The following is a 20811-nucleotide window of genomic DNA, read 5'->3' as shown; positions in this document are numbered from 1 at the left end:
TCTGTGCAACGGCGCAGCCCCTTCCCGGAAATGGAGATCGGCAACATGGCCAAGATGAAAGCAGCGGTATTCGTGGAAAAGAACCGCATCGTGCTGGAAGACAAGGACATCCCCGAAATCGGTCCGCTGGACGCTCTGGTGCGTATCACCACCACTACGATCTGCGGCACCGATGTGCACATCCTGCGGGGCGAATACCCGGTGGCCAAGGGCTTGACCGTCGGCCACGAACCGGTGGGCGTGATCGAGCGCCTGGGCTCCCAGGTCCGCGGTTTCCATGAGGGCCAGCGGGTGATCGCCGGGGCCATCACCCCTAGCGGCCAGAGTTATGCCTGCCTCTGTGGCTGTGGCTCACAGGACGGTCCGGACACCCGCCACGGGTTTCGCGCCAGCGGCGGCTGGAAGTTCGGCAACACCATCGACGGCTGCCAGGCCGAGTACGTGCGGGTGCCGGACGCCCTGGCCAACCTGTGCCCGATTCCCGACGGTCTGAGTGACGAAGAAGTACTGATGTGCCCGGACATCATGTCCACCGGTTTCTCCGGCGCCGAGCGCGCCGAGGTCAACATCGGCGACAGCGTGGCGGTGTTCGCCCTGGGGCCCATCGGCCTGTGCGCGGTGGCCGGGGCCCGGCTCAAGGGCGCCACCACCATCATCGGCGTCGATACCGTGGCGGCGCGCATGAGCGTGGCGCGGGGCCTGGGGGCGACCCACGTGGTGGACTTCAAGCAGGGCGACGTGGTCAAGCAGATCATGGATCTGACCGACGGTCGCGGGGTCGATGTGTCGATCGAGGCCCTGGGCACCCAGGGCACCTTCGAGTCGGCGCTGCGGGTGCTGCGCCCGGGCGGCAAGCTGTCGAGCCTCGGGGTCTATTCCAGCGACCTGCGCATCCCGCTGGATGCCTACGCCGCCGGACTCGGCGACCTGAGCATCCTCAGTACCCTGTGCCCCGGCGGCAAGGAGCGCATGCGCCGCTTGATGGAAGTGGTCGCCAGTGGCCAGGTGGACCTCAAGCCTCTGGTTACCCACCGCTTCAAGCTGGATGACATCGAAGCCGCCTACGAGCTGTTCGCCAGCCAGCGCGACGGGGTGATGAAGATTGCCGTGACACCTTGATCCGTGCGCCGGGTGTCCTTGATGCACATCAAGGCGCCCGCGCCCGTCTGCCTCGACACTCAGGCCCATCAACGTCCAAGGAGGTCAACCATGAGCCAGTACCAGCGTCTGTTGCTGATTGCCGATCCCCAGCAGCACCAGTCTCCTGCGGCGCGCCGCGCTACCGCCCTGGCCAAGGCCAGCGGAGCGGCCTTGCATGCCCTGGTGTTCGTCGAACCACCGGCGCGCACCTACCTGTGGGAAGAGCACCTGGAAGACAGTGAACGCCAAGCCTACCTGCAACGCCATGAGCGCTGGCTGCAGGTGGAAGCCCAATGGATGCGCGAGCAGGGCGTGGAGGTCACCACCCAGGTGATCTGGAGCACTCAGGTGCTCAAGGACATGCTGGACTACATCAGCGAATTCCGCCCCGATCTGCTGATCAAGGATGTGACCCTGGAATCGGCCCTCAAGCGCGTTTTCGTCACCCCCCTGGATTGCCACCTGCTGCGTGAAGCCCCGGTGCCGGTGCATCTGGTCAACGATGCCCCGCACAAACTGCCCCGGCGCATTGTCGCCGCCGTCGACCCGGCCCAGTCCGACACCCAGATCAGCGGCCTCAATGGCCTGATCATCCAGACCGCCAACGCCCTGGCCCTGCAATGCGATGCACAGTTGCACCTGCTGTATGCCTACGACCTGATGCCGATGCTCGATGGTGTCGCGCCGGTGGCGTCCACCGCCTGGAGCGTCAATTGCCTGGACGAGTTGCGCGAATCCCTGCACAAGGAATTCGAACGCCTGGGCGATGAACACAACGTGCCCCAGGAATTTCGCCACTTCATCATGGGACCGCCGGTGCCGGGCATCGCCCAGTTCGTCGACGAATACCTGGTGGACGTGGTGGTCATGGGCACCGTGCACCGCACCGGCTTTGGCCGCTTGATCGGCAGTACCACCGAACGGGCCCTGTACTCGATGCCGGGCAGCATCCTGGCGGTCAAGTCAGGCGGCGCGAGCTGAGCACCGCAGCGTGCTGGGCAGCCTGAGACGACCCGGGTCAGTGCCCGGGTTCGGCGATCGACACCGCCAGTTCGACCCTCGGTAGCAATCGGGCGGCTTCTCGCAGCCCTGAGCAATAGGCGCCATCGACATACCCGTAACGCTCGCAGGAGGTGGCTTCGCCCGCCAGCAGTACCCGGCCATAGGGGGCTGCGAGCTGGGCGATGTCGGCCAGCGAGGCCTGGGGCGTCAGGTGCAGGTAGGCGCCGCGGCTGTAGGGATCACTCGACCAGTGGGTTCGGTGCACCGCGCTCGGTGTCGGCAGCGAACCGCCGCAGGCCGTGGCCAGGGCCTCCAGGGCCAGTGCCAGGGCGGTCGGATCGTCCAGCTTGGCCAGCTCCAGGGCCGGAGGCCCCGAGACGTGGGCCGCCAGGGTCGGGGTGCCGGTGAGGGGCGTCACGTCGATCCAGTAGGGGAACAGCGGATGGTCCTTGATCAACAACCCGCTGCACGCCGCTTGCCCTGTGGGCCAGAAAGGCTGGTCGAAACTCAGCAGGAGCTTTTCGAAATGGCCAAAGCCCAGGCGCTGTATGGCCGCCTTCTTTTGCGCCGGCAAGGCCGGTGAAAACTCGATGGCCTCGGCCTTGAGCACCCCCAGCGGCACGCTCAGCAGTACATGGGAGCCGCTTTCCACACGCCCGTCGCTGCACTCCAGGGTCACGCCCCAGGCATTGCTGCGGACCTTCGCCACCGGCCAGTCGGTGCTGATGGGCAGGCCCTCGGCCAGGCCTTGCAGCAGGTTCAGGTAACCGCCGCTGATGCAGCGGTCCGCGCCCTCGTAATCGCACTCCAGGCTGTAGTTGAGCAGGGCAATGTCGCGGGCCGGCGCGGCCAGGTCGGCCTGCAATCCGGTCCTGATCACAAACTGCACCCAGTCCCGCAGGTCGGGATCGGCGATGTCCTGTGCGCGCAGCTCCAGCCACTGCTCCAGGGACAGATCCGCCGGGTACTGCCCGGCGTCCTGCATCAGTTCGGCTTCGAGGCTGTCCGCCAGTTCGAGGATCTGCACGCGCCGCGCCGGGTCCAGGCGTTGTCCCTGCGGGTCCACCAGGGCCATGCCGGCAAACAGTTCGGCGATGCAGAACGCCCGGGTATCGAGTGCCATGAACCGGGCCAGCTGGCTCAGGGGATTGCCCTCGGGATCGTGAATCCACGAACCGCCGGCATCCACTCGGGAATTGCCCAGGGCCAGGGTATGGGTGCGGCCGCCGATCCGTGGCCGGGCCTCCAGCACCTGCACCTCGATGCCGGCGGTCATCAGTGCATTGGCAGCGGCGAGGCCGGCGAATCCGGCGCCTACCACCAGCACCCGGGTGACCGCGCCGGGCACTGCTTGCAGGGACGTCGGCCGGGCCACGGGCAGCAAACGGCGGGGTGTTGCAAAAGGTTGTGGTGACATTGGCGGTGCTCTTGTGAGTCGAAAGAGAGTCAGCGGCAGGCCCCCAGACAGCGCCCGCCTCGAAGGCCACACAGGGCCGGGAATCAATCGATGGCGGCAAACAACTCGCGGGCCGCGTCCAGCAGGAACAGGTCCTGGTAATGCCCCGCCGCCAGGGACAGACCCACCGGCAGTCCCTCGACCCGGCCCACCGGGATGGCCAGCTCCGGTAGCCGCGCGACTCCGGCAAAACTGCTGACGGCCATGCAACGGTCGTAGAAGTCCATGATCGCCTCGGGCGCCTGCAACTGGCCCTTGCCCGGAACCGGTAGCGGCACCGTGGGGAAACAGAACAGGTCGTTGCTGGCGGTAAAGGCGCTGACCGCGGCAAACAGCTGTTCGCAGTGTCGCAATGCGCTGCTGATGTGGCGGCGATCCAGCTGCCGGACATTGGCGAAGGCGGCCTCGAAACCGGGGCTGCATGGTGGCTCGAAGGTGTTGACCCAGTGGCCGATGGAGTTGCCGGTCTCGGCGCTTTGCAGCAGACGCAGCGCCTGTTCATTGCAGGCTTTCAGGTCCCAGTCGCCCTTGACCAGTTGAGCGAAGGTCAGGGGTTTGACCACGACCGGCACCCGCGCCTGCAACGCCCGAATGACCGCCCGCAGCCGGGCCTGGATCTTCGGGTCGGCGAGGGCAAAGGCGTCTTCCAGCACATACAGGGTGCCGATGGGCTGGGGCGCTGGCGTGCAACTGCTGAGCAGCACCGGCATGACCCGGCTCAGGGTGTCGAGCCCATTGGCCAGGACCCCCACCGTGCTGACGCTGGGCACCGACGGCAGCACGCCGGCGGCCGAGATGCGCTGCGGGGTTGGGCGCAGGCCCCAGATCCCGCAGAAGCTGGCCGGCACCCGCACCGAGCCGGCGCAGTCGGTGCCCAGGGCAAAATCCACCAGGCCGCAGGCCACCGCCGAGGCCGAGCCGCTGGACGAGCCTCCGGGTATGTGTCCCGGGGCCTTGGGATTGAGGGGCGTACCAAAGAACGGGTTTTCCCCTTGCAGGCTGTAGGTGAACTCATCGCTGACCGTGCTGCCCAGGCAGGTGGCGCCGGCACCGAGCAACTGCTCGACACACAAGGCGTGGTGGCTGGCCGGTGGGTGCGCCGCGCCCCAGGCCGGGCTGCCGTAGGTACAGGTCAGGCCCTTGAGGTCGATGTTGTCCTTGACCGCGAAGCTGAGCCCCGAGAGCGGGCCGCCAGCATAGGGGGCAAAGGTCTGGCGAGTGACGAAGGCGCCACTGTCAGCGCAGGTAGAGGGCGTCATGGGCTTGGCCGTGGCTGGAGAAAAAGCGGCCTGCAGCCGCCTGGCGCAGGGCCGGGCGAGGCAGGATCAGCCGAGGATTCTGCGCCTCTGACGCCCGGTTTCTATCAGGAAATTTCAGTCCGGCGGTTTTTCTCCCGGATCGGCCTGGGGCAGGTACGGCAGCAGCCGCGCGGTCTCCTTGCGCACCACCGCGTAGCACTCGCAACTGTGCTGTTCCAGGCGTGGCCGGTCGAGGACGTTGATGCGCCCCCGGCTGTATTCGATGATGCCTTGGCGCTGCAGTTTGCCGGCGGCCTCGGTGACGCCCTCACGACGCACCCCGAGCATGTTGGCGATCAACTCCTGGGTCATCACCAGTTGGTTGCCCGGCAGGCGGTCCAGGGACAGCAGCAGCCAGCGGCACAGTTGCTGATCGATGGAGTGGTGCCGATTGCACACCGCGGTCTGGGCCATCTGGGTTATCAGCGACTGGGTGTAGCGCAGCATCAGCAGGAGCATCTCGCCGTGGCGGTTGAATTCGTCCTTGAGACGCTGCCCGGGCAGGCGCAAGGCATGCCCGGCACTTTGCACGATGGCCCGGCTGGTGGTGCTCTCGCCGCCCATGACCAGGGACACGCCCACCAGCCCTTCGTTGCCCACCACGGCGATTTCCGCCGAGGCGCCGTTCTCCATCAGGTACAGCAGCGACACCACCGCGTCCGTGGGGAAATACACGTGGCGCGGGATATCCCCTGACTCGTAGAGCACCTGGCCCAGGGCCAGGGGCACTGGCTTGAGGTGGGGCAGCAGGCGCTCCTGCACCTCGGCCGGCAGTGCGTTGAGCAAGTGATTGGGCCCGAGCCCAAGGTTGTCGAACATCTCAGAACCACCGGATGGCAAGGCGTCAGCGCTCACTCAGGGTAGTCCAGGGCGTTGCCCGGTGTCTGTCATGGCGCCGACTCGGTGATGGCCGCTGTCGGGGAAAGCCCGGTCTGCGGCGGTGGGACGTTGACGGGCCAGGTGAGCAACACCCGGCGTGTGGTGCCGTCGTCCAGCAGCGGAATGGCCAGCCCCGTCAGGGGGCGGCCGTCCAGGCTCAGGCTGAGGCTGGCGCCGGGGTTCTGCCGCACCTCGATGTGATAGACCGTCGCGCCAAACCGGTAGTCCATGCTGTAGCCGGGCCAATGAGCCGGGATCACCGGCTCGATGTACAGGCGGTCGCCTTCACGCCGCAGCCCCAGCAACGACTCGACGATCAGCCGGTACATCCAGCCCGCCGAGCCGGTGTACCAGCTCCAGCCGCCGCGCCCGGTGTGGGGCGCCACGCCATAGACGTCGGCGGCCATCACATAGGGTTCGACCCGGTAGGTGGCCACTTGCTCGGCGCTGCGTCGGCTCACCGGGTTGATCATGTGCAGCAGTTCCCAGGCCCGGGCGCTGTCCCCCAGGCGGGCGAAGGCCATGCTGGCCCAGATTGCCGCGTGGGTGTACTGGCCGCCGTTCTCCCGCACCCCGGGCACATAGCCCTTGATATAGCCCGGGTCCAGTGGGCTGTGGGCGAACGGTGGGTCCAGCAGCAGCACTACGCCGCTGTCCCGGCGGACCAGATGCTGGTCCAGGGACTCCATGGCCTGGTGCTGGCGGGCGTCACTGGCGGCCGCGGACAACACCGACCAGCTCTGGGCGATGGAGTCGATGCGGCACTCCAGGTTGTTGGCGGTGCCCAGGGCCTGGCCGTCGTCGAACCAGGCGCGGCGATACCACTGTCCGTCCCAGGCCTGGCTGTCGAGGGCGGCGCGCAAGGCCAGGGCCTGATTGCGACAGGTCAGGGCGAAGGCCGGATCGTTGTGCTGTTCGGCGGTGACGGCGAACCGTTGCAGCACCTCGTGACTGAAGAACCCCAGCCACACGCTTTCCCCCAGGCCCCGCTCGCCGACGCGGTTCATGCCGTCGTTCCAGTCCCCGGTGCCCATCAGCGGCAAGCCGTGGACGCCGCGCCGGCTGCCGTGCTCAATGGCCCGTTGACAGTGGCGGTAGAGGCTTTCCCGCAGCCCGCAGGCTTGTGGCAGGTCGTAGTAGGACTCTTCGCCGGGATTGAGCAGACGACCTTCCAGGTAACCCACCTCGACCTCCAGCACACTGCGGTCGCCGGTGATCTGCACGTAGCGGCTGGTGGCCAGGGGCAGCCAGAGGAAGTCATCGGAACAGCCGGTGCGCACCCCGCGATTCTGCGGCGGATGCCACCAGTGCTGGACGTCGCCCTCGGGGTACTGGTGGGCGGCGCAGAGCAGCAGGTGCTCGCGGGCCAGGGCCGGCTCGGCGTGGATCATTGCCATGCTGTCCTGCAACTGGTCGCGAAAGCCGATGGCGCCACCGGACTGGTAGAAACCGCTGCGGGCCCAGAAGCGGCAGGCGATGGTCTGGTACATCAGCCAGCCGTTGGCCATGACATCGATAGCCGGGTCCGGGGTACGCACTTGTAGCGTGCCCAGGCTGTGCTGCCAGTGCTGATGCACGGCGGCAAGTTCGCTCTGCGCCATCTGCGTACCGCGGTATTGCAGGACCCGTCGGGTTGCGGCCTTGGCATCCACCTCGGCCCCCAGGCGGAACAGCACTTCCTGGCTCTGGCCGTCCGCCAGTTCCACCGCGACCTGCATCGCCGCACAGGGGTCGAAACCGGCGCCGGAACGTCCGGACAAACGCTCTCGGGTCAGCGCGGCGGGCGCCGCGAGGCTGCCGTTGCGGCCAATGAATTCACTGCGGTCGCCGGTAAAGCTGCGCACCGCGGAGTCGGTGTCGAGAAACGCCACATGCCCGGAAAACTCCATGTTGTAAGGGTTGCGGGCGAACAGGGCGCCACTCACCGGATCGCTTTCGGTGACCACATGCATGGCCGAGCGGCCGCGCAATTCCCCCAGCACCCATTCCACGTAGCTGGTCACCGTCAGGCGCCGTGGCCGGCCGCTGCGGTTGCGGATCTTCAACCGCGAGAACTTGATCGGCGCCTGCAGCGCCACATAGATCGTCAACTCGCTGTGAATGCCGTTCTCCTCATGTTCGAACACGCTGTAGCCGAAGCCATGGCGGGTGCGATAGCTGCCGTTGCCGGGGCAGGGCTGGGGAGTGGGCGACCAGACCTGGCCGCTGTCTTCGTCACGCAGGTACAGGGCCTCGCCACTGGGGTCGCTGACCGGGTCGTCGTGCCATGGGCTGAGGCGGTACTCGTGGGCGTTTTCGCGCCAGCTGTAGGCGCCGCCGCTTTCCGAGATCACCGTGCCGAACAGCGGGTTGGCGAGCACGTTGGCCCAGGGCGCCGGGGTGGGTTGCCCGGGGTTGAGGGTGATCAGGTATTCGCGGCCGTCGTTGCTGAAACCACCAAAGGGCGTTTCCAGGATCAGCTCCGGCAGCGGGGCTGCCGGGGCATTGCTGGCCGGCTGTGGCAGGCGCACCAGGGGCGCCTCCAGACGCGGCAGCGACGGGTCGGCACGGCGCCGATGGACCTGCTCGGCCAGGCTGCCGCGGCTGTCACTGATCACCAGGCGCGCCACTGCCAGCATCAGGATGCGGTCTTCGCCGGACAGTTGCTGGGCCGGACGCACGAAGATGCCTCCGGGACGGTCGATCAGGCTGGCTTCGCTGCCGGAAGTCACCAGGCCCATGATCAGGTCCTGGAGCTGCTGACGGTAGCCCACCTGATCCTCGTTCCAGATCACCAGATCCACCGCCAGGCCTTTCTGCCGCCAGTAGGCGTGGGCCTTGATCAACTGCTGCACCAGGGTAATGTTGGCCAGGTCGCCCACTTGCAGCAGGACGATCGGCAGGTCCCCGGAAATGCCCTGGCCCCAGAGCCCGGACTGGCTGCGGCGGTTGGCCAGCAGCAGGCTGGTGTCGGCCCGCAGGGTGGCGTTGGCGTAGAGCAGCGACGCGGCCATCTGTTGGAACAGCCGGGCTTCGGCCAGCGAGGCGTTGAGCTGGCGCAACAGCACCTGGCTGTGGGTCCAGGCCAGGTCGAAGACCCGGTCCGCCAGGTGCCGGTCACGGTATTTGTGGATCAGTTGCAGGCACTGTTCGTGGCTGTCGGCGACTCCGGTCACCAGGTCGATGGTGGCGCTCTGGCCGGGATCGAGGGTGATCCGGCAGCGGATCGCCACGATCGGGTCCAGCACCGAGCCGTCGGTCCCCGAGAGCCGTTCGATCTGCGGGTCCATGGCCAGGGGCGAGGCCAGATCCCGGCCGCGGCCGATAAAGCGTGCGCGGTCGGTTTCATAGGAGATGGCGTCGATGTCCACACCGTGGGCCGCCAGCAGGTGGCACATCCAGGGCACGGCTTGCTCCTGGGCCCGTGGCCGGCGGCTGCAGACAATGGCCTGCAGGCTGGGCAGCAGTTCGGTCTCGATGAACAGGTTGCTGAAGGCCGGATGGGCCGCATCGCTCTGGGCCGGGGCCAGGACCACTTCGGCGTAGCTGGTGAGCTCGATGCTGCGGCGCCCCCGGGCACGGTTGCACAGGTGCAAGCGGCGCAGTTCGATGGGGTCCTCGGGTGACACGACGATTTCCATGTGGCTGTCGAAGTCCCGTTCCCGCACCCGGAATTCGGCCCGGGCATCGGTGAAGATCGCCTCGAAACTCTCTGGGCGGCGTCGGGTCGGCTGGTAGGCCGCGGACCAGAAGTCGCCGCTGGCCACGTCCCGCAGGTAGCAGAACTGCCCCCAGTGATCCCGGGTCGGGTCCTCGTGCCAGCGGGTCACCGCCAGTTCGTTGCAGCGGCTGTAGCCGCCACCGGCACTGCTGAGCATCAGGTGGTAGTGACCGTTGGACAGCAGTTGCACGGCCGGACGCTTGCGGTCCGGGTCGGCGAACACCCGCAGTTTGTTCTCGTGGGCCCGGGCCGCTTCGTCGGCCGCAGGCGCTCCGGCGGCGTGCAGGTATTGGGCGGCGGTTTTCGGTACCCGTTCCTGAAGCAGCAGGGCGATGGCCTGGAACTGCGGATCGGATTCGAAACGCCGCTGCATGGGCTGATCCAGCAGCAACCAGGCCAGGGCCAGCAAGCTCATGCCCTGGTGGTGAGCCATGAACGACTGCACCACGGCATGGTCCTGGCCCCGGGGCAGGCGCGATTCGGTGTAGTCCACGGCTTCATAGAGGCCAAAGCGTCCACCCAGCCCCAGCTGTGCCAGGCGCTGCAGGTTCTGGCAGGCGGCCTGGGGCGCCACCATCAGCGCCAGGACGCTGGCATAGGGCGCCACCACCCGTTCCGCGCCGAGGCCACGCTTGAGCCCCAGGCCCGGCACGCCGAACGCCCGGTACTGGTAGTTGAACTGGCTGTCGAGGGTGTTGTAGCCCGACTCGGACACGCCCCAGGGCAGGCCCAGTTGCTGGCCGTACTCGATCTGCAGGGCCACCGCGGCGCGGCAGGTCTGGTCCAGCAGGGTGCCCTGGTAGCTGGGCATCACCAGCATCGGCATCAGGTATTCGAACATCGAGCCGGTCCAGGACAGCAGCACCGGGGTGCCGGCGCTGCTGGTGAGTAGGCGGCCCAGGGCAAACCAGCTTTCCTGGGGCAGTTGCCCCTGGGCGATGGCGACAAAGTGGGTCAGGCGCACTTCCGAGGCCAAGAGGTCGTAGTAGCCGGCATCCAGGCGGTGCTCGTCGGCGTTGTAGCCGATCACCAGCAAGTGACGACGGGTTTCGTAGAGAAAGCCGAAGTCCATCTGCGCCATGCTGGCTACCGCTTCCAGCAATCGACTCAGGCAACTGATGCGCTCCAGGGCCAGCTCCTGCACGGCGGCGATCCGCTCGTGGTGCATCGGCAGCCAGAATCCGGCGTCCAGCTGGGCCAGCTGGCGCCAGCTCAGGGTGCCGAAGCGGCGGCCGTCGGCCATGGGCGGCAGGCAGCGCCATTGCAGTTCGTCATGCAGGTCACGGCATTGCGCGGCCAGCGCCTGGCGCCAGAACTCCACATCGTCCGTCGTTGTGGTCTGCGCCTGGTCGGTGCTTTCGGCAATGCGTTGCAGCAGCCCCAGCAAGGCATCCGGAGCCACGTCGGCGTGCAGGCTCAGGTGCTCATGCACGGCGCGGGTTTCCAGGCGCCAGCGCAGCACCGGGGCGGTGTCCTGGCCGGCCGCCGTGAGGGCGTCCTGGAACACATCGAGGCTGTCCAGCAGGCCGTTGGCGATCTGCAGCAGCGCCGGTGGGCTATCCACCAGGGCCTGCAGGCCGGGGCGCAGGGTCAGCAGCATGCCCACCAGGTTGCCGCTGTCCACGGTGGACACGTAGCGCGGCGGCAGGGGTTGCAGGCTCTGGGTGTCGTACCAGTTGTAGAAGTGCCCGCGGTAGCGTTCCAGCCGGCCCATGCTGGCCAGCATCTGCTCCAGGCGCTGCATCAGCCGGCGGCTGCTCAGGTAGCCGAAGTCGTGGGCCGCCAGATGGGCCAGCAGGGCCAGCCCGAGGTTGGTTGGCGAGGTGCGATGGGCGATGCGGCGCTGCGGCTGCTCCTGCAGGTTGTCCGGAGCCAGCCAGTTGTCCTCGGGGCCGACGTACTGGTCGAAAAAGCCCCAGGTGCGGCGGGCCAGGCTCTGCAGGAAACGCCGTTGGCCGCTGGAGGGCTCGAACGCCACCTGGCTTGCAGGGCGGCTGAGCCACCAGGCCAGTGCCGGGCCGGCCAGCCAGGCCAGGAGCAAGGGCGCGGCCATCAGCAGTTGCGGGCGCGGCCACAGCAGCCCCGTCAGCAGCGGGGCCAGGAGCGGACCGATCCACATCCGCCGGTACAGCTGCAGCAGGTTGTCATCCGGGCCGCGCTCGGCTTCCCGGGAGGGTTGCCATTGCAGGCGATGAGCTTTGCTGATGCCCATGCGCCACAGCGCGCGGCTCATGGCGTCCAGGCTGTAGGCGACCTCATAGGGCAGCCAGGCCAGGGGCAACAGGGCCCGAGACAGGTGCTGGCCGGCGCTGCCCAGGGCCGCGTTCAGTTGTTGCAGCAACGGTACTTCCGGGGTGTTGTGCACCAGCTCGCGCAAGGCGGCGGACAGGGGCAGCACCAGCAGCACAATCAGCACCGCCAGGGTCCAGGCCAGGGGCTGGGTGGAGCCCAGCCAGCCCCACAACAGCATGCTCAGCAAGGCCAGGGGCTCGAGGCTGCGGCGCAGGTTGTCGAGGATTTTCCAGCGTGCCAGCGGGCTCAGGCGATTGCTTTCCAGGCCGCCGGCTGCCTTGGGCGACCAGGGCAGGAGCCAGGGCAGCAGTTGCCAGTCGCCGCGAATCCAGCGCTGGTGGCGCTTGACGTCGGCGCTGTAGCGGGCCGGGTATTCCTCGAACAGCTGCACATCGCTGAGCAGCCCGGAACGGGCGTAGCAGCCCTCGATCAGGTCATGGCTGAGAATCCGGTTGTCGGCGAAGCGCCCGCCCAGGGTCTGCTCGAACGTGTCCAGGACATAGATGCCCTTGCCGACGAAGGAGCCTTCCTGGAACAGGTCCTGGTAGACGTCCGACACCGCGCGGGTATAGGGGTCGATCCCGGCATCGCTGGCGAACAGCCGGGAGTAGGCGCTGCGCGCGGTGCTCGACAGGCTGATGCCGACCCGTGGCTGGAGAATCCCGTAGCCGCTGACGATGCGCCCGCTGAGCGGGTCGGTCTGGGGCCGGTTCAGTGGGTGGTCCATGGCGCCCACGCATTGCTGGGCCACGTCCCGGGGCAGTTGGGTGTCGCTGTCCAGGGTGATCACGTAGGTGATGCTGGGCAGGGCCTGGATATCGCCGACGATCAGCGAGAAGCGCTCCTGGCCCCGGCCGCGCAGCAGGGCATTGAGGTCTTCGAGCTTGCCGCGCTTGCGTTCATGGCCCATCCAGCAGTGTTCGGCGGCGTTCCACAGCCGTGGCCGGTGCAGCAGGTAGAAGCGGTCCACGGCTTCTTCGGGGTATTTAAGGTTCAGCGCTTCGATCCGTTGCCGGGCCAGCAGCAACAGGGCCGCGTCGCTGTCCAGGGTTTCGCTGGGAGCGTCGAGAAAGTCGCTGAGCAGGGCGAAATACAGCTGGGCGTCGCGGTTGGCCAGGAAGCGCACTTCCAGGCCTTCCACCAGTTCCTCGATATCCGCTGCGCTGCCGATCAGGCAGGGCACCGCTACCAGGGTCCGGGCGCGGGGGGCGATGCCTTCGCTGTAGTCCAGGCGCGGCAGAATGCCCGGGGCCACGGTCAGGGTCACCAGGCCGTTGATCAGGCCGATGGCCAAGCGGCTGGCGAGCAACAGCGCCGGTACCGCCCACAGTGCCAGCCAGTAATGGCCGGGGCTGGCTTCCTGGTACAGGGTGTCGAGAAACGGCCAGGCGAACAGCGCCGAGAGCAGCATCACCGGCCCCAGGAAAAAGCCCAGGGGCGCCTGGGTCAGCAGACGCCGGCCACGTTCGGCCAGGGGCACCCGAGCGCCGATCTGTTGTTCCAGGGTGCGGCGTCCGGCACCGATCAAGTAATGCCCGACGTGTCCGGCCACGGCTTCCGGGTCGTCGACGCGGTAGTGGGCCCGGGCCAGTTCGATGCACTGGCGGGCCACCTGTTCTTCACTGAGGGGGCAGTGGCGTGCCAGGCGTTCGAGCACATGCCGGTAATGGTCGCGGGTGGCGAAGTCCATGCGCCGGTAGACCTGGGCCGGGTCGTCCTGAAGCACCTGTTCGACCCGGCTCATCAGCTCGACGAACTCGCGCCAGTTGCTGGCCGAGAGCAGGCGCAGGCTGGAAATGCTGTTGCTGATGGACACCTGATCGGCGGCTTGCTGTTGGGCGTCGAGCTGCACCAGACGCTCGATGTTCAACCCGGTTTCCCCCAGCAGTTGCTCGATCCAGGCCAGGGGCAGCACCAGGGCGGCGTTCTGGCCCTGCAGGCGCCGCGCCAGTTCGGCGACGAAGGCGGCACTCATGGGCGGTGCCGAGCGCGCCATGTCGGCCACGGCCAGCACCACGCTCTTGGCGTCCTGCTCGGCGGTTTCCATCAGGCGGTCGGCCCAGTCGTTGGCCAGATTGCGCTCACTCCAGTTGGCCATGACCCGGAAGGCCACGCGCCGCAGGTTCTCGATCAAGGCCAGGCGCAGCATGATGGGAATCGCCCACAGCTCGCCGAGCTTGAGCGGGGTGACGCTCTGGTAGCTGTCGACGAAGCGTCCCAGGCTTTCGCTGTCGACCCGGCCGTCGCCGTGGGAAATGGTTTCCAGGGCGATGTCGTAGACCCGTGGCAGGCCCGCCGACTGGCCGTTGGCCAGGCGCGGCAATTGCCGGCTGTAGCCTCGGGGCAGGTGGGTGCGGGTGATGCGGATCTGTTCTTCCAGCAGGTAGTAGTTGTCCAGCAGCCATTCGGCGGCGGGGGTGGCCCGGGGCGAGCTGCCGGTGGCGGCGGTCAGGCTTTTGCAACAACTGGCCAGGGCGCTGGCGTTGTCCGCCAGGCGTGCCAGCAGCCAGTCGGGGTTGCGGCTTTGGCTCAGGCGGTGCTGTTGCGCCAGCAGGGTACCGTGGCTGGCCATCTGTTCACTGCTGAACAATTCCGAGCGCAGCGGTGCTTCGTATTCGATGCTGTTGCGCGAGGCCTTCCATTGGCCGTATCTGGCGGCGGGCAGACGCCAGAACCTCAGGAATGCGTGGGTCCAATGACTGTCCATGTTTTCCTTGGCATAACAGAGCCGTCCCTCGGCACGGGGTGCGAGGGAGGGCCGGGAGCGGGGCGTGCGGTCAAATCGATGCACCGTCGCGACGAACGTTTCAGGCAAAAAGCTGCAACCTTGACGGTGGCGGGAGTGGGGGAGGGTGTCTGTGCGTTGGGGCACATAGGCGGATGATCATGTATTGCTGCTGGGTGGCTTGGTGTGGCGAGGGGGCTTGATCCTGTTTGGGGGCGTAGCGGTTGTGGAACCTGAGGGTGCGGTCTTGTTGGTGGGCATATCCGTTGCTGCGGGTGTGGTTGCTGGCGGTTTCGCTCTTACAGCGGTGGGCTGTGTACATATCCGTTGATGCGGTAACGACCACTTATGGTTTCGCTCTTACAGCGACTCACTTTTGAAAATCCGGAATGCCGGCCCAGACAAAAGTAAGCAAAACGCTCTTGCCCCTCCACTCGGTGCCTCGCCTAGGCTCGGCATGCCCGAACTCCGGCATTGAGCCGTGGGCCGCCGCCACCGGCCATCCCTGGCCGGGTGGCGGCTAACCCGGCATCCCTGCCGGGTTACCCACGGCTCAATGCCTGCGTTCGGCCATCGTGGTTAACGGGGCGCTCAGATCAAAATCAAGAGCGTGACGGCGGCCTTGCGGCCGGCCTGGAGCGGGAATGGGGGGCACCTTCCCTTGTAGGAGCTGCCGAAGGCTGCGAACGGGCGAGCATCGCCCGGCCAGTCGGCGCGGTACATCAGGCACATCGCTGATACGAAAACAGGGCGGCGGGACTGTGAGCGGGCTGGTTGCTGACAAGCTAACCAGCGGGGGCAAACGCTATCGCCACACATCTTTGGCTGTTTCAGAGAGTGCTGAAAGGTGCTTGGAACTACGCCGATTCGCTTTCTTTTGTAAGGCAAATCCGAGAAACTGCCGGCCGCTTGAATGCGCCTGATGGGCGGGCTAGGGTGCCGGAGCCATCGCCAAATCGATGGCTCGGATGTGCAAGTCCGAACTCTGCAAAGGCGCACAAACGATCAGCACTGATTGATCGTTTTCATGTCCGCTGCGTTATGGCGGCCGTGCGTGGGAGATCTTCGGATCTGCCGGGTGTCCTTGCAGACTCGGTCTTGCACACCTGCGTACGGCTGCCACCTTATTCGTGTGCAAGCGAACGGTGTCGGCTCCTTTTATCTGCAAGGAGTTTGACCATGAAAAAGATTGTCCCCGATCCACCCACGTCCTATCGCGATCCCGAACTCAAGGCCGCCAATGCCACCTTGCGCGTGGCTCTGGCCCGGCAACCGCAGGACCCCGCGCTGTTCCAGCGCAACACCCAAGCCAAACCTGTTTCTGCCGACTCGCTGTTCAGCGTGCGCCCAGGCGTCAGTGCTGAAGAGGCGTTGGTGCATGTGTCGTTGTTGCTCAAATGCGCCGAAGAGGTCTGCGATGAAATCACCCAGCAGGGCAGCGGCATCGAGCGCGGGCTGATCTGGTCCATGGTGCATTCCGTGGAGATGGCCCGGGCGGTGGTGGAGGCGTTGCTGGACGCTAGCCCGCGAAGTCTCTGCTCATGCTCGGACGAGCCGCGCTCGTAAAGCCCGAGTCCCCCGGTCTTCTTCAAATCAGAGTGTGCTGGCCGTCGGCGAGGTGGCGACACGGATGGGGAGACATACCCGTTGCTGCGGTAACGCCGGCTTAGGATTTTGCCGCTAAGGCCAGCCCTTTCAGGGTCTTTGCTCAAGGCTGCTTCTGCAGTATTGCAGCCTTGAGCATCCGGTCATTGCCATCGCTTTAAGGCGTCGATACCGGACGCAGGCGAATTGAATCGATGATGGCATCCCACAGTTCCAGTGCTGCTTTATCGGACTTGAAAGCGGGAGCCGGAGGCGTGGCATCGTCATCGACGTCAGCTTCCTCCACGCTCAGTTCCGCCTTGAGGTGGGGCTCGTAGACCGACTCGTCCTTGCCCTGGGCTTCCCAGAGGAAGGTGTAGGTACGCTGCCCCTTTGCGCTGCCTGCCAGCAGGTACTCATCGGCGGGAATGGCACCGCCACGCTCTCTTTTGCGCAGGGTCTCGATGCCCGCAACCATCTTCAGCGCGCCCATCAGAAAGCCACTCACTCGATCCAGTAACCGATCACGTTCGGCTCCAGTGCTGGATCTGAATGCCAAAAAAGTTCTAGGGTGTTCCGGGAAGGTCACGCCAATCCCGAAGCCTTCACTTTGAAAGCTGTCACCCGCGATGTAGGCCCGGTCGATACAGAATCCTGGTTCGGTGGGGATCTCGTTGGGGACGCGAGAGCGTAGGTTGCGGGCCAGAGAGGTAGCGATTTCAATGCCGCGGTGCTCTCTATCAACTGATATTTCTCCTTTTCGGTAGTATGTCCGCCCTTCTGGTTTAGACACCAGGTAAGTGTCTAACCGATACATTTCCGTGCTGGCATCTGAGCTCCAAGAGAGTAGCCCTGTAGCTCCTTCGCCAAGATCTACTCGACGAAGAAACATGCTGCTCTGTATCTTTTTATGTTTTTGACTCTTCAGCTCCATCTCGCGCTGATCGATCTTGGCCGCTAAGGAGGTAGGAGTATCTTCAAGCCCCTTAATTTTTATGCCCCACAAGTCATACCCAGCTTTGATCTCAGCCTGTGGCGGCAGATCGATCAGAAAGCGTCCGTAGCAATGAGTAATCCATCCACTCTTGTCCATGGCCGGGCTCCGAGAAGAAAAAATCGATGTGCAGCTGATAACGCTAGTCATGGCAATAAGACCAAGGGTCGTTAGTAGGCAGTGAGTGCGCTTCATAAACCCTCCTTGGCATCCAGCTGGCAGTCTGCCAATTGAGCGATCTTGATCACGTCGGATAATGCGGCCCATTGGCGAGTGTGCTGTGGTAGCGCTTTTGGTGTGCAACCCTTGCGTTCAAGGCTCCGTCGCTCTAGCACCTGCAACATTTCTCTCTTCCTTGAGAAACTCACAAATCATCCATCCAGTTATCTTTAGGCTTCAGCTCAGCGAGGAACTCTCCCAGGGCGTAGTCATCATCTACCGATGGATTGTTGGCCATCCGTTGCGGACCTTTAGGCGGGGAGGGCGTGCCAGCATGTTCGTCGCGTCCAGTAGCCGATACCGGACGCAGGCGAATCGAATCGATGATGGCATCCCACAGTTCCAGTGCTGCTTTATCTGACTTGAAAGCGGGAACTGGTGGGGGGGCAACGTCATCGACGTCAGCTTCCTCTACGCTCAGCTCCGCCTTGAGATGGGGCTCGTTGACCGACTCGTCCTTGCCCTGGGCTTCCCAGAGGAAGGTGTAGGTGCGTTGCCCCTTTGCGCTGCCCGCCAGCAGGTACTCATCCGCGGGAATTGCACCGCCACGCTCTCTTTTGCGCAGGGTCTCGATGCCTGCAACCATCTTTGCCGCACCCATCAGAAAGCCACTCACTCGATCCAGTAACCGATCTTCCTCGGCTCCGGTGCTGGATCTGAATGACAAAAAGGTTCTAGGGTGTTCCGGGAAGGTCACGCCAATCCCGAAGTTTTCACTTTGAAAGCTGTCACCCGCGATATAAGCCCGGTCGATACAGAATCCTGGTTCGGCGGGGATTTCGTTGGGAGAGCGAGAGCGTAGGTTACGGGCTAAATCATTAACTATTTCTAATCCTCTTTTCTCTCTGTCATAAGTAACTTCTCCCGAATAGTAATAGACAGAGCTTTTTAGTGGTGTCACCAAATATGAATCAACTCTGTATGACAAGGTGCTAGCTGTTGAATCCCATGACCACAGGCTAACTGAACCATTTTGATGTTCAGTCCGCCTTAGAAACATGCTCTCTTGTGTTTTGCTATGGCGTTCACTTTTTAGTTTCTGTTCACGCTTATCGATTCTGATTGCTAGGGCGGCAGGGGTATCGTCGAGCGCTTTGATATTGTCGCCCCACAGGTAGTAGCCAGCATTGATCTCTGCCTGGGGCGGTAAATCAATTAGAAAGCGTCCGTAGCAATGAGTAATCCATCCGGTTTTGTCCATGGTGGGACTCCGAGAAGATGAAAACGAAGTACAACTGGTCACACTGGTTAAAGCGACCAGGCCAAAAACAGTAAACAAGCGACGAGTGAGTGTCATAAGCCCCCCTTGTCGTCGGGGTGCCAGTCAGCCAACTGAGCGATCTTGATCACGCCATAAAGCGCGGCCCACTGGGCTCGCCTGTCGTTGTAGCTTTCTTGGTGTTCGTAGCCCTTTTCGGTGTTGTACTGTCCCTTGCCTTTGCTGCCCTGGCGGAAGCTGGCCTTGATACCCGCCTTCTTGTGGGCCTGCCCGGAGTCGGTTGGCACTGTGCCGTCGCCACCACTGCCAGACTGGTCTTCCTCCTTGACCGTCCAAGTTTCAAGCGTCGGTACAATGACCGGCAATCCACGGCGAAACCAACTGCTGTAGCTGCCGGTTTCGTTATCCTTGAGCGCGGAACCGGGTGTTTCCAGAGGAGCAGGGTCGCCTTGCCATATCATGTCGCGCCAACTGTGACGGTCATCATCCGCTGCGTAGTGGGCATAGGTTTCAGGGTGGTAGCCTTGCACAGCCAAATCCGAATGAAACTTGGCAACAGCTTCAATTTTCTTTTCGAACTTTATTCGAGAGCTTCCCTTTACATTTTTGCTTTTCGACATATCCAAATACTTAGTGTTTTGCTCCGGCACCAACCCATACCAGGCAGTGCTCTTATAGATTTCCTCGTAAGGATCCTGGTTCTGCGGATAGGCGCGGGGTTTTCCCTCCATATCCTTGATGACCTGCCCCTGGGCATCGCACAGGAACAACCAGGGGCGACCTTCCCGATACTCGTTGCTAGGCGTCAGTTCCAGCGCCCCTGGGGCATTGGCCACCACTGCGGTCACTTCGCCTGCGTTATAGCCAAGGATGATGCTGGCAATACCTTCATAGCCGCAGCGCATGTGGTGGTAGATGGCCGATGAACCGATTGCCGGTTGCACGCCATGCACCACGCCAAGCACTCGTTTGTAACCGTGCAATTGGGTCAGGGAGCGTGCAACCAGCCCACCCATTGAGTGGGTGACCAGGATGACCTTCATCTGATCCGCCTGCTCAGGGCTGACGCTTGCGTGTTCGCGGTAGTGGGCGAGGACGGTGTTCTCGATGTAGTCACGCACATCCAGGGCGGACTGCCGGTTGGATTGCAGCCAGTTGTAACCGGCGCACCAGACGTCGAATTGATACTTGCCCGCCTGTTGCAGTTCGTCTTCGCTGAGGGGCGTCGCCTGCCCCAGTTCTTCGCCATAGGCTGCGGGTTCATGCAGGCTTTCAGTGTTCCACCATTGCTGGATCTGTTGTCGGCTGACGATGCTATCCAAGCGGCCCTCCATCAGGGCCATGAACGGGTTGTAGGCGCTGCGCATCACCGTCCCCCAGCCACGAATGCGCGCCGCCTCTTTGCTCAGGCCGGATGAGCCCGTATCAATCGAGCCTCGATCATCCACCTCGACGTTTTCCGGCTTTAGCAGTATCTGTCGATCCTTGGGGCCTCGGCCCCACCAGACAGCCAAGGCTGCGAGAGCGGGGAAGATATCAGTGGGCCAAAAACTGGCATTCGGTGGACTCCAGACCTTGCTCTGGTCCTCCTTGTTACGCAGGTTGCTGCCCATGATGCCTGGAATGAAGATCACCGGAATCGGCGCGGCCTGTCTTGCCAGCAGGACCTTTTCACGCTGGTCCTCGGTGCGGGTCAGTTGGGTCTTGTAGACCGGTCGCCCCAGATTGTCGCGCGAGCGAGGAATGATGACGTCCTCAGTGTTATCGGCTGCTTGGCTACTCATGCAGTGGACTCCCTGTCGTCGTTGGAACTCTTTCCCTTGGCCAGAATGCGCATCTGTACTTGATCCATGGCCAGGTCCTGCTGCCTGGGCAGACGGCCTTGTCCGTCGGTCGTGAGGGTGGTGACCCCACCGTCGCCGCGCCGCAGTTCTACGGTGGTGTTTGCCAGGGGGTCAAGGGTGATTTCATCACGCAGCACATAGGCGTCATTGAACGGGGTCGACTCCCATGAGTTGAACGTGGTCGAGGCATGTGCGGGACCGATAGAGGAGTGCTTGGCCGCCTTGACCGTGAAATTGCCCGGTATGCCCAGCTCGATATTGCCGCCCTTGAGCGTCAGGTAAGCCCCGCCGCACATCAGGGTGATGTGCTCCTTGGCAGACACCAGCACGTGCTGCTTGCTTGCACTGACTTCCACGCTCTGATCCGCTTCCAGGCGAATGCTGTTCTGTTGCGCCTGCAACAACATCGGCCCCTGGTGGCTGATGTGGCGCATCTCGCCGCTCTGGGCGAACAGGCCC

Annotated in this window: 11 protein-coding genes; 3 read left to right on the top strand and 8 right to left on the bottom strand. The window is 64.3% G+C overall.

Features of this window, described 5'->3' with window-relative positions:
* Positions 1-45: 45 nt before the first annotated feature.
* Together FW796_RS31195 and FW796_RS31190 are read left to right on the top strand one after the other, a co-directional pair.
* Positions 46-1119 (top strand): NAD(P)-dependent alcohol dehydrogenase, encoded by a 1074-nt coding sequence (locus FW796_RS31195; protein WP_346636135.1) that lies wholly within the window; start codon positions 46-48, stop codon positions 1117-1119.
* A gap of 90 nt (positions 1120-1209) precedes the next feature.
* Entirely contained in the window at positions 1210-2121 is a 912-nt protein-coding gene (locus FW796_RS31190) for a universal stress protein (protein WP_346636134.1), read from the top strand.
* Between the two features lie 37 nt (positions 2122-2158).
* Here FW796_RS31190 and FW796_RS31185 read toward each other — a convergent pair whose 3' ends face one another.
* From FW796_RS31185 to FW796_RS31170, 4 genes are all read right to left on the bottom strand, one after another.
* A complete protein-coding gene (locus FW796_RS31185) occupies positions 2159-3559 on the bottom strand; it encodes a flavin monoamine oxidase family protein (RefSeq protein ID WP_446440652.1) in 1401 nt (466 codons plus the stop codon).
* 83 nt (positions 3560-3642) lie between these two features.
* Positions 3643-4857: an amidase family protein gene (locus FW796_RS31180; RefSeq protein WP_446440651.1), complete on the bottom strand. Its 1215-nt coding sequence runs from the start codon at positions 4855-4857 to the stop codon at positions 3643-3645.
* 114 nt (positions 4858-4971) lie between these two features.
* Positions 4972-5715 carry a Crp/Fnr family transcriptional regulator gene (locus FW796_RS31175; RefSeq protein WP_346636131.1) on the bottom strand — a complete coding sequence of 248 codons (744 nt, stop codon included), beginning with the start codon at positions 5713-5715 and terminating at the stop codon, positions 4972-4974.
* Between the two features lie 68 nt (positions 5716-5783).
* On the bottom strand, positions 5784-14474 hold the full coding sequence (locus tag FW796_RS31170; RefSeq protein ID WP_446440650.1) for a GH36-type glycosyl hydrolase domain-containing protein: 8691 nt from the start codon (positions 14472-14474) through the stop codon (positions 5784-5786).
* 1197 nt (positions 14475-15671) lie between these two features.
* On the opposite strand from FW796_RS31170, the gene FW796_RS31165 reads away from it, so the two are divergent.
* Positions 15672-16058, top strand: coding sequence for a DUF6124 family protein (locus tag FW796_RS31165; protein ID WP_210672348.1), 387 nt, complete (start codon positions 15672-15674; stop codon positions 16056-16058).
* A gap of 196 nt (positions 16059-16254) precedes the next feature.
* Here the strand turns inward: FW796_RS31165 and FW796_RS31160 are convergent, their stop codons facing one another.
* From FW796_RS31160 to FW796_RS31145, 4 genes are all read right to left on the bottom strand, one after another.
* A complete protein-coding gene (locus tag FW796_RS31160) occupies positions 16255-17265 on the bottom strand; it encodes a T6SS immunity protein Tli4 family protein (protein ID WP_446440649.1) in 1011 nt (336 codons plus the stop codon).
* A gap of 169 nt (positions 17266-17434) precedes the next feature.
* On the bottom strand, positions 17435-18586 hold the full coding sequence (locus tag FW796_RS31155) for a T6SS immunity protein Tli4 family protein (RefSeq protein ID WP_404937355.1): 1152 nt from the start codon (positions 18584-18586) through the stop codon (positions 17435-17437).
* Positions 18583-20292: an esterase/lipase family protein gene (locus FW796_RS31150; RefSeq protein WP_404937354.1), complete on the bottom strand. Its 1710-nt coding sequence runs from the start codon at positions 20290-20292 to the stop codon at positions 18583-18585. The genes FW796_RS31155 and FW796_RS31150 overlap by 4 nt, the downstream gene beginning before the upstream one ends.
* A partial coding sequence (locus FW796_RS31145; protein ID WP_446440648.1) for a DUF2345 domain-containing protein occupies positions 20289-20811 on the bottom strand: 523 nt, incomplete at its 5' end. The genes FW796_RS31145 and FW796_RS31150, both read right to left, overlap by 4 nt.

The sequence above is a fragment of the Pseudomonas sp. 910_21 genome, assembly GCF_052850735.1.
This window is presented reverse-complemented; position numbering and strand designations above follow the sequence as displayed.

Excerpts from the sequence above, each read along its gene's own strand:
- FW796_RS31170 (WP_446440650.1), bottom strand. The coding sequence starts at position 14,474 with ATGGACAGTCATTGGACCCACGCATTCCTGAGGTTCTGGCGTCTGCCC.
- FW796_RS31175 (WP_346636131.1), bottom strand. The coding sequence starts at position 5,715 with ATGTTCGACAACCTTGGGCTCGGGCCCAATCACTTGCTCAACGCACTG.
- FW796_RS31160 (WP_446440649.1), bottom strand. The coding sequence starts at position 17,265 with ATGAAGCGCACTCACTGCCTACTAACGACCCTTGGTCTTATTGCCATG.
- FW796_RS31190 (WP_346636134.1), top strand. The coding sequence starts at position 1,210 with ATGAGCCAGTACCAGCGTCTGTTGCTGATTGCCGATCCCCAGCAGCAC.
- FW796_RS31180 (WP_446440651.1), bottom strand. The coding sequence starts at position 4,857 with ATGACGCCCTCTACCTGCGCTGACAGTGGCGCCTTCGTCACTCGCCAG.
- FW796_RS31165 (WP_210672348.1), top strand. The coding sequence starts at position 15,672 with ATGAAAAAGATTGTCCCCGATCCACCCACGTCCTATCGCGATCCCGAA.
- FW796_RS31195 (WP_346636135.1), top strand. The coding sequence starts at position 46 with ATGGCCAAGATGAAAGCAGCGGTATTCGTGGAAAAGAACCGCATCGTG.
- FW796_RS31150 (WP_404937354.1), bottom strand. The coding sequence starts at position 20,292 with ATGAGTAGCCAAGCAGCCGATAACACTGAGGACGTCATCATTCCTCGC.
- FW796_RS31185 (WP_446440652.1), bottom strand. The coding sequence starts at position 3,559 with ATGTCACCACAACCTTTTGCAACACCCCGCCGTTTGCTGCCCGTGGCC.
- FW796_RS31155 (WP_404937355.1), bottom strand. The coding sequence starts at position 18,586 with ATGACACTCACTCGTCGCTTGTTTACTGTTTTTGGCCTGGTCGCTTTA.